Source organism: Methylobacterium sp. NEAU K (genome assembly GCF_030700285.1).
Taxonomy (GTDB): Bacteria; Pseudomonadota; Alphaproteobacteria; order Rhizobiales; family Beijerinckiaceae; genus Methylobacterium.
The window spans coordinates 1-12,760 of record NZ_JAUYZJ010000067.1; the positions used below are offsets into that span (position 1 = coordinate 1).

10 protein-coding genes and 4 pseudogenes are annotated in these 12,760 nt (G+C 63.6%); 2 read left to right on the top strand and 12 right to left on the bottom strand.

The window, feature by feature from the left end; translation table 11 throughout:
* Positions 1–206 precede the first annotated feature (206 nt).
* The 9 genes and pseudogenes from Q8W67_RS26605 to Q8W67_RS26645 form a co-directional block, all read right to left on the bottom strand.
* Positions 207–1,310, bottom strand: coding sequence for an alpha/beta hydrolase (locus Q8W67_RS26605; RefSeq protein WP_305551230.1), 1,104 nt, complete (start codon positions 1,308–1,310; stop codon positions 207–209).
* 183 nt (positions 1,311–1,493) lie between these two features.
* A pseudogene (locus tag Q8W67_RS26610) lies at positions 1,494–1,718 on the bottom strand (IS6 family transposase); the annotation flags it as partial.
* Between the two features lie 339 nt (positions 1,719–2,057).
* Positions 2,058–3,140, bottom strand: a pseudogene (locus Q8W67_RS26615) (YeiH family protein); the annotation flags it as partial.
* A gap of 100 nt (positions 3,141–3,240) precedes the next feature.
* Positions 3,241–4,392 (bottom strand): YbfB/YjiJ family MFS transporter, encoded by a 1,152-nt coding sequence (locus Q8W67_RS26620; RefSeq protein ID WP_305551232.1) that lies wholly within the window; start codon positions 4,390–4,392, stop codon positions 3,241–3,243.
* A gap of 62 nt (positions 4,393–4,454) precedes the next feature.
* The gene (locus tag Q8W67_RS26625) at positions 4,455–5,195 is read right to left on the bottom strand and encodes an enoyl-CoA hydratase/isomerase family protein (RefSeq protein WP_305551234.1); all 741 of its coding nucleotides are present in this window, start codon (positions 5,193–5,195) and stop codon (positions 4,455–4,457) included.
* Positions 5,192–6,397 (bottom strand): CaiB/BaiF CoA-transferase family protein, encoded by a 1,206-nt coding sequence (locus tag Q8W67_RS26630; protein ID WP_305551236.1) that lies wholly within the window; start codon positions 6,395–6,397, stop codon positions 5,192–5,194. Before Q8W67_RS26630 ends, Q8W67_RS26625 begins: the two co-directional genes overlap by 4 nt.
* Positions 6,394–7,548, bottom strand: coding sequence for an LLM class flavin-dependent oxidoreductase (locus tag Q8W67_RS26635; RefSeq protein ID WP_305551238.1), 1,155 nt, complete (start codon positions 7,546–7,548; stop codon positions 6,394–6,396). The genes Q8W67_RS26630 and Q8W67_RS26635 overlap by 4 nt, the downstream gene beginning before the upstream one ends.
* A 15-nt stretch (positions 7,549–7,563) precedes the next feature.
* Positions 7,564–8,946: an MFS transporter gene (locus Q8W67_RS26640; RefSeq protein ID WP_305551240.1), complete on the bottom strand. Its 1,383-nt coding sequence runs from the start codon at positions 8,944–8,946 to the stop codon at positions 7,564–7,566.
* Between the two features lie 138 nt (positions 8,947–9,084).
* Positions 9,085–9,588: a flavin reductase family protein gene (locus Q8W67_RS26645; RefSeq protein ID WP_305551242.1), complete on the bottom strand. Its 504-nt coding sequence runs from the start codon at positions 9,586–9,588 to the stop codon at positions 9,085–9,087.
* A gap of 354 nt (positions 9,589–9,942) precedes the next feature.
* On the opposite strand from Q8W67_RS26645, the gene Q8W67_RS26650 reads away from it, so the two are divergent.
* Both Q8W67_RS26650 and Q8W67_RS26655 read left to right on the top strand, forming a co-directional pair.
* A complete protein-coding gene (locus Q8W67_RS26650; RefSeq protein ID WP_305551249.1) occupies positions 9,943–10,830 on the top strand; it encodes a LysR family transcriptional regulator in 888 nt (295 codons plus the stop codon).
* 166 nt (positions 10,831–10,996) lie between these two features.
* Positions 10,997–11,439 (top strand): annotated as a pseudogene (locus Q8W67_RS26655) (transposase); the annotation flags it as partial.
* Positions 11,440–11,790: 351 nt separating this feature from the next.
* On the opposite strand, the gene Q8W67_RS26660 reads toward Q8W67_RS26655, so the two are convergent.
* The 3 genes and pseudogenes from Q8W67_RS26660 to Q8W67_RS26670 form a co-directional block, all read right to left on the bottom strand.
* The gene (locus Q8W67_RS26660; RefSeq protein ID WP_305551245.1) at positions 11,791–12,081 is read right to left on the bottom strand and encodes a hypothetical protein; all 291 of its coding nucleotides are present in this window, start codon (positions 12,079–12,081) and stop codon (positions 11,791–11,793) included.
* 45 nt (positions 12,082–12,126) lie between these two features.
* Positions 12,127–12,483 (bottom strand): hypothetical protein, encoded by a 357-nt coding sequence (locus tag Q8W67_RS26665; protein WP_305551247.1) that lies wholly within the window; start codon positions 12,481–12,483, stop codon positions 12,127–12,129.
* 150 nt (positions 12,484–12,633) lie between these two features.
* Positions 12,634–12,760 (bottom strand): annotated as a pseudogene (locus tag Q8W67_RS26670) (transposase); the annotation flags it as partial.

Here is a 12,760-nt window from a genome sequence, read left to right on the forward strand (position 1 = left end):
CGCCCGTACCCGGCAACCGCCGATGACCACCCCGCGAGGAAGTCCGCCCGCTACAGCGCGGGGGAGAGCGCGCGGGCGGACTTCCTCGCTACCGTCGAGCTGAACCACCTCCAGGGATACGACCCCGAAGCCTAGCGAAAGACGGGGATCCGGAGCTCTCTACCGGCGCTCTCTTGCCCTCGCAGTGTTTGAGAGCGCTCTAGGCTCTAATCACGCATAAAATCGAGGATCTGATTGAAGAATTCGAACCGCTTCTTTTCGAACAGAACAAAGTGTGTCGCATCGTTGATGAGCAAGTTCTTCTTCACCGGCGCATGAACGAGGTCACGCATCAGGCCCTCACGATCCTCGCGATAAGACCAAGTGTCGTTGTCCCCACCGATGATAAGTGTAGGCACATAGATGTTCGCCGCATTCCAAAGCGGGCGACCGGTTGCCTGATAAAACGAGTCCTCAAGCACGCCGTTCGGCGCACGCACGCTTGGCGGCGTCCGCGAGTTGCTGGTGGGATCGGTGGCCAGGCAAGCCTTCCAGAACTCGGCCGGCAAGGCCGGATCGCGGTACTCATCCTTGTTTTCGACAGGAATCTCGCCGTTCCAGCGGCCCGTATTGGCGGCCTCTGATGCGACACGATAGGCGCCGAGAGAGAAATTGAACTCATAAGGCTTGCGCTTGTTTTGCAGGGCGCTACCGGGCCCGAGGTTAGTGTGATCATTGAAATTATAGAGCGGCGCATAAAGGATTAATTTACGAACGTCTTCGGAGTGCAATGATGAATAATAGCCGGCCATCATCGCGCCCCACGACCAACCGATCAGATTTATTTTCTTGACACCGCGCTTCGCCTTTATTGCATTGACCATCGCTTCGACGTCACGCAGCGCGAGGTAGGAACGCGTCGCAGGCTGGTTCTTGCTTGCGGGTTCGTCCATGATCGGTTCCCGCGTCGACCCGCCATAGTTGCGGTAGTCGCCCATATAGACGACATAGCCTTTCTTCACGAGCCAATCAGCCCATGAATAGTCTTGATAGGCAAGGTCGAAGTCGCAAGTTGAAGGACTAGTGGCGCCGTGAAGAAAGAGAACCACGTTTTGGTCGTTAAATGTTGTGTTCCCCTCTGCCATCTTCTCGCGCATGAAGAGCCTGATGCCAGGATCGAGCGCATCGATCTGCATGTCGGTCTTGACGATCTCGACATCTGACGCTTTCGCGCCCGTACCGACCAGAAGCGCGGCACTTAATCCCGCAACGGCGAAAATGGCCCACTGGCGCTTGCTAGACCCACGACGCGGCAGCCTATGACCGAACATGTTTCCCCCCGTTTTTTATATTATCGGCGAGATATGGCACCGAATTTTCGTTTAAGCAATTCAACCAGCGTTACAGCTAGAGGGGCGGCGAACAACGTAAGCCGATCTGTTCGGCGTTTTTGGGCGCCTCTCGAAAGCTCGGCTAAGGACCGCTGAAGGCCCTCGTCCTCGGCCGCCCTATTTTCACGTTTTGTTCGAACTAGGAAGTCCGAAGCAGCAGGTCGGCAGCAGGTACTGCTCCTCCATGGTTCAGGCACCGGCGAAACCGGAGCCGTTGCGCAGCCACATTATCCCTTCGAAGCCTTGCATCATGCACCGAGCCATGTCGAAGCAGCGAAAGCCGCCGACCCTTGGCATCGGCCGCCTCACTCTGAAGTGGTCGCTCTCGATCTCCCGCTGCAGGTGCTCTCGCCTCGTGTACGGATTTAGAGTTCCTCACAATATTCCCGATCAGCAGGAGACCTCCCACTGATCGCGACGGTGCAGCGGGCGTTTTGTGAGAGGCTCTTAGCCAAGCAAGTTCCTATGGTGCAGCCAAATTGCCTACGGATACCCGTTCCCCAAGTACCCCTTGAAGACGTTCGTCCGCCGGATGGAATCAAGGTGGGCGGCCTTGGCTCCGAAGCAGGATATGCAGAGCCGAAGGACACGTAAAAATTTAATAATAGACCGTTTAACTGTTGAAATTGTCGAAGTCGGCTCGGGCTGCCGGCAGGAAGGCGTGTGCTCCGCTGCGAGGTCCCAGCTCAAGCCGAGCCCGCGGATCAGCAGGACGCTGATGGCAAGCAGCACGAGGAGCGAGCCCGTTACCGCCAGTGTCACCCGGGCGCCGACCCGGGCGAGAACCCGCACGTCGACGCCGAGGCCGAGGGCTGCCATCGAGACCACGTTCAGGAAGCCCGCGAGGTAAGAGAGCGGCGCCACGACGGCATCCGGAAACAGACCGAGCGAACGGGCGGTGGCAAGCGCCAGGAAGCCGAGGATGAACCAGGGCACGAGCTAGGCAAAGCCGAGCCGACTTGGGGCGGCGCCGGCGGTCGCGGCCGCCGCGGGCAGGCGCGGGGCGATCAGCGACAGCACTACCACCACGGGGCCCAGCATCAGCACGCGCATCAGCTTAACCAGGGTGCCCACCTGCGTGGCGAGCAGGCTGATCGGCACGGTCGCGGCCAGCACCTGTGGCACCGCGTAGACGGTGAGCCCGGCGAGCATCCCGTACTGATGCTCGGAGAAGCCCGCGAGCGGCACGAAGAGCGGCAGGCCCAGCACCATCGGTACACCGAGCACGGCCGTGAAGGCGATGGCGGCGGCCACGTCCCAGCTTTCGGCGCCGATCATGGGCGCGACCGGGGCCATGGCTGAGTTGCCGCAGATCGCGCTGCCCCAGGCGATCAGCAGGGCCATGCGCACCGATAGGCCGAGACCACGGCAGATGGCACAGCTGACCAGGATGGTCAGCATCACCGCCGCGTCGATGCCGGTCAGGAGCGTCGGGCCCGAGGCGATAATGGCGCCCAAGCTTACCGAGGCGCCGAGCAAGGTGATGGCGACCTCGAGCACCTGCTTGGCGGAGAAGGCGATGCCGGCTCTGAAGCGCTCGCCCGGCACCCAGGCAGTGCGGATCGCGATGCCGATCAGGATGATCAGCACCAGGGCCTCGACATAGGGGTGGCCGGTGAGGTGCTCCTCCAGCCCCTGCAGAACCAGCGCGACCGTGGTCACCGCCAAGCACACCAGCAGACCTGGGAGTAGGTCCCCTGCCGCTCCCGCCCAGGCGCCAGGGGAGGCGGCATCCGGAGGGATCCTCGCGGGAACATTGGCGCTGACCATCACGACCTCACGGATCAGGGTTGTGGCCAGCGGGGACCCTGTCCGTCAGTCATTGCCAGAGCTCTCGGTGATCCGCTCCACGGTTTCGCCTCGGCCGACTTCATCCAGCCGTTCCCACATCAGGCATCGACTGAACCAAGCCTGCGGCGACAAGGAGGGCGGCGGTGGCGGCGAGAGACGGGGCGGTGAAGCTGCCGGTGGCATCCGCCAGCATGCCCGCGGCCGTGGGACCGATGACCTGCCCGGTGCCGAAGGCTGCCATCATCACCGCGACGATGCGCTGACGATCTCCAGGACGCAGCCGGCGTGCTCCCTCGATTCCGAGCGATGTCAGAGCAACGAACGTTCCGCCCAGCGCGACGGCCGCGTAGAGAATGCTCAGAACGTTCATCGCCAGGACGCTGACGAGCACGCCAGACGCCTCGACGAGGCATGCAAGGGCGAAGCTATGCCGGAATCCGAGGCGGCGCTCGACCCATCCCCAGACACCGACGGAAGGCGCTGCGGCTAGGCCGACACAGAGCCAGACATAGGCTTCGGCAGAGGATAGCTGCGGTAGATCCCGGACGATCGCGACGAGAAAGGTGGCGGTGATCACGTATCCGAAGCCGAACAGCCCGTAGGCCAGAACGAGCCGCACGATCGAGGTGGAGATCGCGCCTCCCGGCGGTGCGCGCGACACAGCCGGTGCCGGGGCCGGGAGGAGCCAAAGGATCGGCCCGGCAAGCCCGAGGGCGAGCAAGCCGCTGATCTCCCAAAGTGCTCGCCAGTCGAAGCCGGACTGCCCGGCGAACGACACAGTCACCGCCGAGAGTGCGATCCCGCTGCCGACGCCCGCATAGTGGAGCGAGGCGAGGTCGGGCCGCCCGGTCTGTGTCAGGCGGTCCATCACCAGGGCAGTGGCGAGCACGAAGCCGACGGCACTCGCGGCGCCGCAGACGAGGCGCAGCGAGACAAAAGCGCCAAGTGTCGAGCACCAGCCCATGGCGACGAGCGTCGCGACACAAGTGGCCAGCGCGCCGGCGAGCCAAAGTCGGCGCCTTTCGAGCAGCAGCGGGTGCGCTGCCGCCAAGGCTCCAGCGAGGTAGCCCGCGAAGTTGGCGGATCCGATCAGGCCGGTCTGAGCCCGCGTGAGGCCCAGCCCGTCCGCCATCACAGGCAGGATCGGCGTGTAGATAAAACGACCGATCCCGATCGCGACTGCGAGCACGAGGAAGCCGGCGGCGAGGGCCGGGATCGGCAATGGCCGCACTGTATCACCGTCGACTGGAGCCGGTGCGGCCGCGAATGGTGCTACGTTGGGGCCAGGACTGGTCAAGTGTGCCGCTGCCGAGCCGCCGCGGCCCGGTAGGCGGCGATCCGCCCGCGCAGACCTGGCTCCGCGGCGGAGCGGACGAGGGCCGCGAGATCGCGGGCGTCTGCATCGGGGTCAGCGCGCACATTGCGCAGAAGCGCCGCGGTCGCGGTGCGGTCGAGGCTCTCCATGCTATCTCCGATCTCCGCGACTATGCCGTCCCAGTCGTCCCGCTTCGCGATCTGGGTCAGCAAACCTGCAGTTCGGGCCATCTCGCTGTCCAGAACGGCATTTGCCAGGAGGATTTCGCGCGCGCGCTGCTCACCGACGACGCAGCCGAGACGGCGCGTACCGAGCGCGATGCCGAACCGGTATCCCGGAAACCGAAAGCGGCAGCCGGGTGCTCCGATCCGGTAGGTCGACGCAGCCACGAGATCTGCGCCCGCACCGAAGGCGGCGCCGTGCACGAGCGCCACGCTGACGAACGGCGCGTTCCAGAGGAGCTGGAGCACCTGCTCGATGCGGACGAAGCGAAGGAGCAGATCGCCGTCGGAGCAGCTCTCAAGCGCCGAGAAGTCGAAACCACCGCAGAAGTTGCGTCCATCCCCGTCCAGGACGACGAGGCGGGCTCCTGCCTGGGCCGCTTCGCGCAGAGCTGCGTGGAGCGCGCCGACTAGCGTGTCGTCGACGGCGTTGGCCTGATCCGGGCGATCCAGCGTCAGACGCAGACCGCATCCGATTTCGGAGATGCGCAGGCTCATCGGGCCCGCTCCGCGAGCCAGTCGGCGGCGACCTCATCGGTGTGTGCCCCGAGTTCGGGCGGGGTACGATCGATAGCGAAGTCGAAGCCGCCGATCGCGATCGGAAAGCCCACCGTCTTGGTGCGGGCGCCGTTCGGCAGAGCCAGATCGTGCAGGAGCCCCATCGCGGCCACGTGCGGATCGGCGAGGATCGCGTCGAAGCCGTTCACGGGCGCGCAAGGAATGCCCTGCGCATCGAGTTCAGTCAGCCAGAACGCCCGCGGCCTGCGCACGAAGATCGGCTGGACGATGTCGAACAGCGCGCCTTGGTTCAGCGCTCGCTGTTCCTGGTTGAGGAAGCGGGGGTCCGCAATCAGCTCCTCGGTGCCTGTGACGGCGCAGAACTTCCGCCACAGTTCCTGATTGCCGGCCGCGACCACGAATGGTCCGTCCTCCGCCTCGAAGCCCCGATAGGGTGCGTTGCGGGGATGGGCCGATCCCAATCGCTGCGGCACTCGCCCAGTCCCGAAATACTCGCTCGTCTGAAGAGCGGAGATGCCGAGCAGGCTGCCCAGCATCGAACAGTCGATGAAGGCGCCACACCCCGTCTCGGCAACTTGGCGCAGAACGGCCGAGATGCAGTAGGCGGCGTAAAGGCCAGCTGCGAAGTCACCGACCGGAACCCCGCACTTGACCGGTGCCCCGTCCGGCTCGCCCGTCACGCTCATCATGCCGCTCATGGCCTGCACGGTGACGTCAAAGGCGCCCTTCTTCGCGTAGGGTCCGACCTGGCCGTAGCCCGAGATCGAACAGTAGACGATGCGGGGGTTCGCCTCGGCGACCGCCTCGTAGCCGAGGCCGAGGCGCTTGAGCACGCCGGGGCGGAAGTTCTCGACGATCACGTCGGCCTGCGTGCACAATGCGCGCAGACGCTCCAAGTCGCCAGGATCCTTGAGATCCACGGCGATGCTGCGCTTGTTGCGGTTCAGGGAGGCGAAGTTGCCGCTGAACCGGGGCGCATCGTCCGAGCCCTCCGCCGCCATGAGCGGAGGCCAGTCGCGCATGCCATCGCCGCCGTCGGGCCGCTCGACTTTGACGACATCGGCTCCAAGATCGGCGAGCAGCATGCCGACGTACGGCCCAGCGGCGATCTGGCCGAATTCGAGGACGCGAAGACCCGCAAGGGGCCCCGCACGCTTGGCATCGTTATTAAAACGGCTCATGCCCGCAGCCCTGCCTGCTTCATCAGAGGAATGACGGATTCGCCGAAATAGGCGAGATCCTGCAGGTAGTCGAAGAAGTTCACCTGGACACCGTCGCAGCCGGCCGCCTGCAGCTTCACGAAGCCCTCGACGATCTGCTCGGGCGTGCCGACGAGGTGGACGTTGCCGCCGATCACCCACTGGGCGCGGCTGTGTCCGCGCCAGGATTTGGTGTCCCCACCCACGAAGGTCTGCACGAAATTGTCCGCTGCCACGGGGTCCTCGTGGTCGAGGATGCGGCGGTAGGCCTCTTGGGCCTCCTTCTCGGTCGGGCGACAGATCACGTGAGGGTTGATGATCGTCTTGACCTGCCGTCCGTAAGAGGTGGCGAGGTCCTTGATGCGGGCGTTGACCGGCGGCAGGGTCTCGTAGGCCTTGGCCGGCTCGGCGCCACCGGGACTCGTGATGAAGATCAGATCCGAGTGCTTGGCCGCGTAGGCCAGCCCGGCGCCGGACGACGCCGCGTTGACCAGGAAGGGGCGGCGGGCACCCGGCCGAGGCGCCAGGAAGGCCTTCTCGGTCTTCCACCAGCGCCCCTCGAAGGTCAGGTTGTCATCCTCGGCCCAGAGACGCTCCAGGAGCGTCGTGAACTCGTCGGCCATGTCGTAACGCAGATCGTGCTCGATCATATCGAGACCGAACATGCGGTACTCGCTCGGCTTGTAGCCCGTTACGACGTTCACGCCCCAGCGGCCGCCGCTGATGTGGTCGAGCGCGGCGCCGAACTTGGCGAGATGCAGGGGATGCCAAGCATAGAGGATGTGCACCGTGTTGATGAGCACGATCCGCTTCGTCATCGCCGCCAGCGCGGTGTTGACGATGATCGGGTCGAGTTCGTGCTCGCGGAAGCGCATCTCGCCGCCGTAGCCACCCTTGCTCATCCACTGGGCCAGGCCGAAGGCGAGGTCGAAGCCGAGATCCTCTGCCTGCTTGGTGCACTGGGCGAGATAGTCGAATGTCCAGGAGGTCGAACGCGGAGCTCGGGAGGGGCTCCAGGCGCCCTCCTGCATCGGCAGGAACAGGCCGAGGATGAGCTTGTTTGGCGCGAGGCGCTCCAGCGGCGAAGCCACCTCTTCATGCGCGTGCGGCGCGAGCGGGTTCTGAATGAGCATGGTTGTCACCTTCTCTCAGGAGAGCGTGGGCTTTGCGCGAGGCGCGACGAGAGGCAGAGCGGCCTCGGCGTCAGGCTCGGGTGCTCGCAACGCGACCGAGACGTAGTCCTCCTTCGAGCGGTCCTTCAGGAGCGCTGCCGAAATCAGGCTGATCGCCGCGATGATCGCGAGGTAGCAGCTGATCGCGGTCGAAGTGCCGTAGGTGTGCATCAGCCAGGTCGCGATGATCGGCGCCGGGCCGCCCGAGGTTAGGGATGCGAGCTGATAACCGATCGAGGCACCGCTGTAGCGGACGTTCGGCGGGAAGCTCTCGGCGATGAAGGCGGCCTGCGGCCCGTACTGCATGTCGTGGACAACAAGGGAGACAATCACCGTCAGTACGATCACGGCCGGGATCGCACTGTTGATCAGCCAGTAGTAGGGGAAGGCGAAGACCAGCATCGTGAAGGCGCCGATCAGATACATGCGCTTCCGTCCGATGCGGTCCGACAGGTAGCCGAACAGCGGCGTCGTTATCAGGGACGTCGCGGCGGCTGCCAGCACGCAGTTGAACAGGAACGACCGGTCGAGCTTCAGCACGCTTGTGCCGTAGGAGAGCAGGTAGGTGGTGAAGAGGACGAACGGCGCCTGCTGGCCGGTACGGATGAGGCAGGTGAGCAGGATCTCCTTCCAGTACAACCGCACGGCGTCGAGGACCGGCGCCTTGGCTACCTGCTTCTTGGCCTTCATCTCCTGGAAAACCGGGGTCTCCAGCACGCCTAGGCGGATGTAGAGACCGACGCCGATCAGAACCGCGCTCAGCAGGAAGGGAATGCGCCAGCCGATCGTCTCGAACCACTCGGCCGAGCCGGCATGGGTGACGATGGTCAGGACGAGGACCGCCAGCAGCATGCCCAGGGGCGAGCCGAATTGCGGCCAACTTCCGGCCAACCCGCGTCGCTTGTTGAATTGACCCCACTCGGTCGCGACGGCGATGGCGCCGCCCCACTCGCCGCCGACACCGACGCCCTGCATGATCCGCAGGACGGTCAGGGCAACGGCACCCCAGATTCCGATCGAGTCGTATGTCGGGACTAGGCCGATGAGAACAGTGCTCACGCCCATCAGCATCAGGGTGACCACGAGCGTGGCCTTGCGGCCGATCCGATCGCCAAAATGTCCGAAGATTGCTGCACCGAAGGGGCGCGCCACGAAGCCGAGGAAGAAGGTCGAGAAGGAGAGGAGCGTCGCTGCGAACGGGTCGTGGGAAGGGAAATACAGTTTCCCGAAGACGAGCGCGGCGACGAGACCGTAGAGGTAGAAGTCGTACCACTCTATCATCGTGCCGATCGTGGCGGCGATAACGGCGCGACGCGCGTGCTTGGCCTGCCCGAGATCCAGTCCGGGCTGGCTATCCACTACAGATGCCATCGTTTCCACCCATGTGTTGGAGTGCTGAGCGGTTGCGCTCGTCTTCTTTTTGGTGCCGTCCGTGCTCCCGACCGGTTTGCGGTGGCGTGCCGCGCCGGCTGGCTCGAGAGAGGTATCGCGCCTTCCTTAGGCGAAATGCAGGGTGTGCTCCTCCAGGCGGCAGAAGCGGCCCTCGTGATAAAGGAGAGGGGCTTTGCTCGCGACATCGCAGGTCACGATCCGCCCGATGAAGATCGTGTGCGTTCCGTAATCGGTCTCCTGAACCACCTCGCACTCGAGGGTGGCATCCGCCTCACAGATCAAGGGACAGCCGGTCTTACCGATGCGGTAGTCAATCTCGGCGAACGGGTCCGGTTTTTTGGCAGCGAAGTGACCCGCCAGCTCTTCTTGATCGCTCGACAGGACGTTGACGGCGAAAGCGCCGGATCGGCTAATCACCGGATGAGACCGATTGGTCTTGTTGACGATGACCAGAAGGCTCGGAGGATCGGCCGAAACGCTGCAGACGGCGGTTGCAGTCATGCCATTCATGACGTGCCCATCGATTGAGGTGATGACATTCACGGAGGCAGCGAAGCGCCTCATGGCGGATTTGAATTGATCTCCCGATATACTGCCGGAAGTGGTCATTTCGTGACATCCTTTGCTTGCATTCGGGACATTTCACACAGCAAATCTGTCGAGCGGCCTGGCCTTCGAGGCGTCACTGGCAGGCGGTGCAGCAGAACTCCCTCGAGCCGCTGGGTCTCAACGCATGACCCACGTTAGCGGGCACGATCCGGGAAAAAAGCGAATTATTTCGCTGATGATCGTTCGAAAACATCGAACTGTCGGAAGCGCGCCGGCTTATGAGAAAATTTTTGCAGGGCAGAAAAGGGTTTGCTACCTGTGCATCGGCCCTGTGTCGTCCGCTCGATCTCTGCAGCGGCCCTCCATCTATGCCAGGTGCATCCACGACGGCATGATCGCCAAGGCCCGTTGCTCGTGAACATCAAACAGCTCGAGACCTTCCTTGAGATCGCGCGGTGCGGGAGCTTTACCGCCGCCGCGGATCGCTTAAACGCGACCACATCGACGATTTCAGCTCGCATCCAGGAGTTGGAGCAGGATCTCGGGGTCACCCTCTTCGATCGGTCGCAGCGGCGGATCCGGCTCACTGCGAAGGGCCGGGAGCTACAGATCTACGCCGAGCGCGCCATCACGGCCTGCGCCGAGATACGGACGCGGGTCGGCAGCGGCGACGCTCTCACTGGCCTCGTCCGCCTAGGAGTGGCCGAACTTGTCGCCGTGACTTGGTTGCCAGACTTTGTGGAGCTCATCCACCGTTCCTATCCGCGCCTGACGCTAGAATTGCAGGTTTCCCTGACGGCCGACCTCCAGAACCTCTTGTCGAACGGGGAGCTCGATGTCGCTCTGATGCCCGGCACGCGCTTCGAGGCACACTTCGCGACGCGCTCTCTCGGACACGTTCGCTTCGCCTGGATGGCGGGCCGAGCGCTCGAGTTCCCAGACAGGAGGATCGAGCCTGCGGATTTCCGATCGGTCCGTATTCTATCACTCGGCAAAAACAGCTTCCATCACCGAACCGTGGAGCACTGGTTGAGCGAGCGAGGCGACGAACCTCGGGCCGTCGATCTCTGCAACAGCATGGGCGCCGTCGCCTCTCTGACTCAAGCCAGCGTCGGCGTCAGCCTCCTGCCGGTACAATGTTACCAGGCGGAAATTGCGTCCGGGGCACTGCGTGTCCTCGAAACCTGTCCAGAAGGTCCGGTCGTAGAATTTTTCTCAGTCTTCGCTGCGGACTCAAAAAGTTTACTACCAGCGTTGATCGCGGAGATAGCTGAAAAGGTCAGTAAATTTGAATTTATATAATCACAGACAATACGATTAATTTTCTTTGCCCGGTAATTAGATAGCAAATTACGCAGCATCCTGATGTATCGCGCCAAGACATAAATCCATCCGGCTATTCTTCACTAGGCGGGCATCCCGATTGGGTCACATCTCATACAGCAGGATAAATGCGGTCATGACGCACACTGCTGTAATCCAGGAGGTCTACATCCAGGACCTCTCGACCCGCTCCGTGGACGACCGGGTCTTGGGCGGGCCCAATCGCGGCAGGCCGCGATGGGGCCCTTGATGGGCGGCACGGGCGTATCCAAGAGCCAGGTCAGCCGGTTGTGCCAGGAGATCGACGAGCGGGTCGGCGCGTTCCTCGACCGCTCCATCGAAGGCGAGTGACCCTACTTCTGGATCGACGCGACCTACATGAAGGTCCGGCAGGACGGGCGCATCGTCATCGTGGCGTTCGGCGTCAACAGTGATGGCCGCCGCGAGGTGCAGGGTATGGACATCGGCCTCTCCGAGACCGAGACGTTCTGGACCGCTTTCCTGCGCAAGCTCGCCCGGCATTGTCTGCGCGGCGTCGAACTGTTTGTCTCCGACGCGTACGAGGGCATCTATGCGTCCGTATCGAGGTGGTGACCGGGGTGAGACTGCGCGCCAGCGGGATCGATGGCTCCAGCCGTCCCGTCCGGTTCTGTATCAACTTCGCCACGTCGATCGTCAGCCTCGGGGGGCTCATCGCTTTCAGCGTCATGCTGGCGCGACGAGTTGGGATCTCGTGATCGATTTCCTCGCTCTGCACGGGATGACCCGCACAGCCTGGCGGATAGGATGAGGGACATCCCAGTGGCCGACCCGTCCGCAGCGCCGGTTCGACCGATACCAACAAAGTTATTCGGTCAGCCGGTGGACGGGTGTGGATCGAGCGGAAGAAGACCAATGGTAACAGGGTTGTACCGAGCGCGGGGGTGCTGGCGTCAGGGCTCAGCCGCGGGGATGGCGTCGGTTCGCGATGGTCCGATGAGCCGCCAGCCGCGGAGAGGCCGCCTCAGCATGCCGCCGCGCAGTTCGCACCCGTTCGACATCGGCGATACCAATCGACCGCGGCGCTGCTTCCTGAGTGAACGGCATCCGGGTGCGCGCGTCTCCGTAATAATCCGACCCGGTCATGCCGAAGCCGCCGCCCGTGACCGCGCCCTCAAGACGCGTTTCCAGTGCCAACGCGGGTGCCGAGAGCCCGACGAGTACAGCGGCAATGAGAAATATGCGCATCATCGAACCCAGCCGTGAGGACAGGGCCGTTTTGCGGCAGAATGGTTATCAATCACCTTTGGCGGCGAAATCCCAGACCGACTCGCCCCATTCCGGAACCGGGCGGTTCCGATAGGGTGCTGTCCGCTCGAACAAGATCCGGTTCGGCTTGACCACCTGCATGGGCTTGCCGTCGATCATCGGCACGCCGCAGCGATCGATTCGAAACGTACAGTGCTCCGAGTCGAAGCCGAACAGCTGCGCCGCGGTCCAGCCAGACCGGTGCGCCTCGGCGCCAAACTGGTCGCGCCAGAAGTCGATGGCGGCAGGGAGGTCGGTGAGAGCGGAGCGGTGGGTCATGCCGGTGCAGAGGTATGCAGTGCCGAGGTCGTGTCTCGTAGCGTGGTGTAGCTTCGGCGGGGCCACCCCGATCACCGGCCTGGGCCGGATCGATCAGGCTGCCAGGGTGGGCAGGCTGACGCGGAGATCATCGCCGATCGGGGCGATGCTTTCCAGGGTGATGTAGCCGGACCGCTGGACGGCCCATTCGTCATTCTGCTCCAACAGGAGCGCGCCGACGAGGCGGCCGTTTTGGCGCACCTTCACGTAGGGCGCGTCGATCCAGAGATACGGCCACTCGCCCTCGATCGGCCGGTCGAGGAACGCGCCGACCCGTTCATCGATCTCCTGGCACAGACGGCTG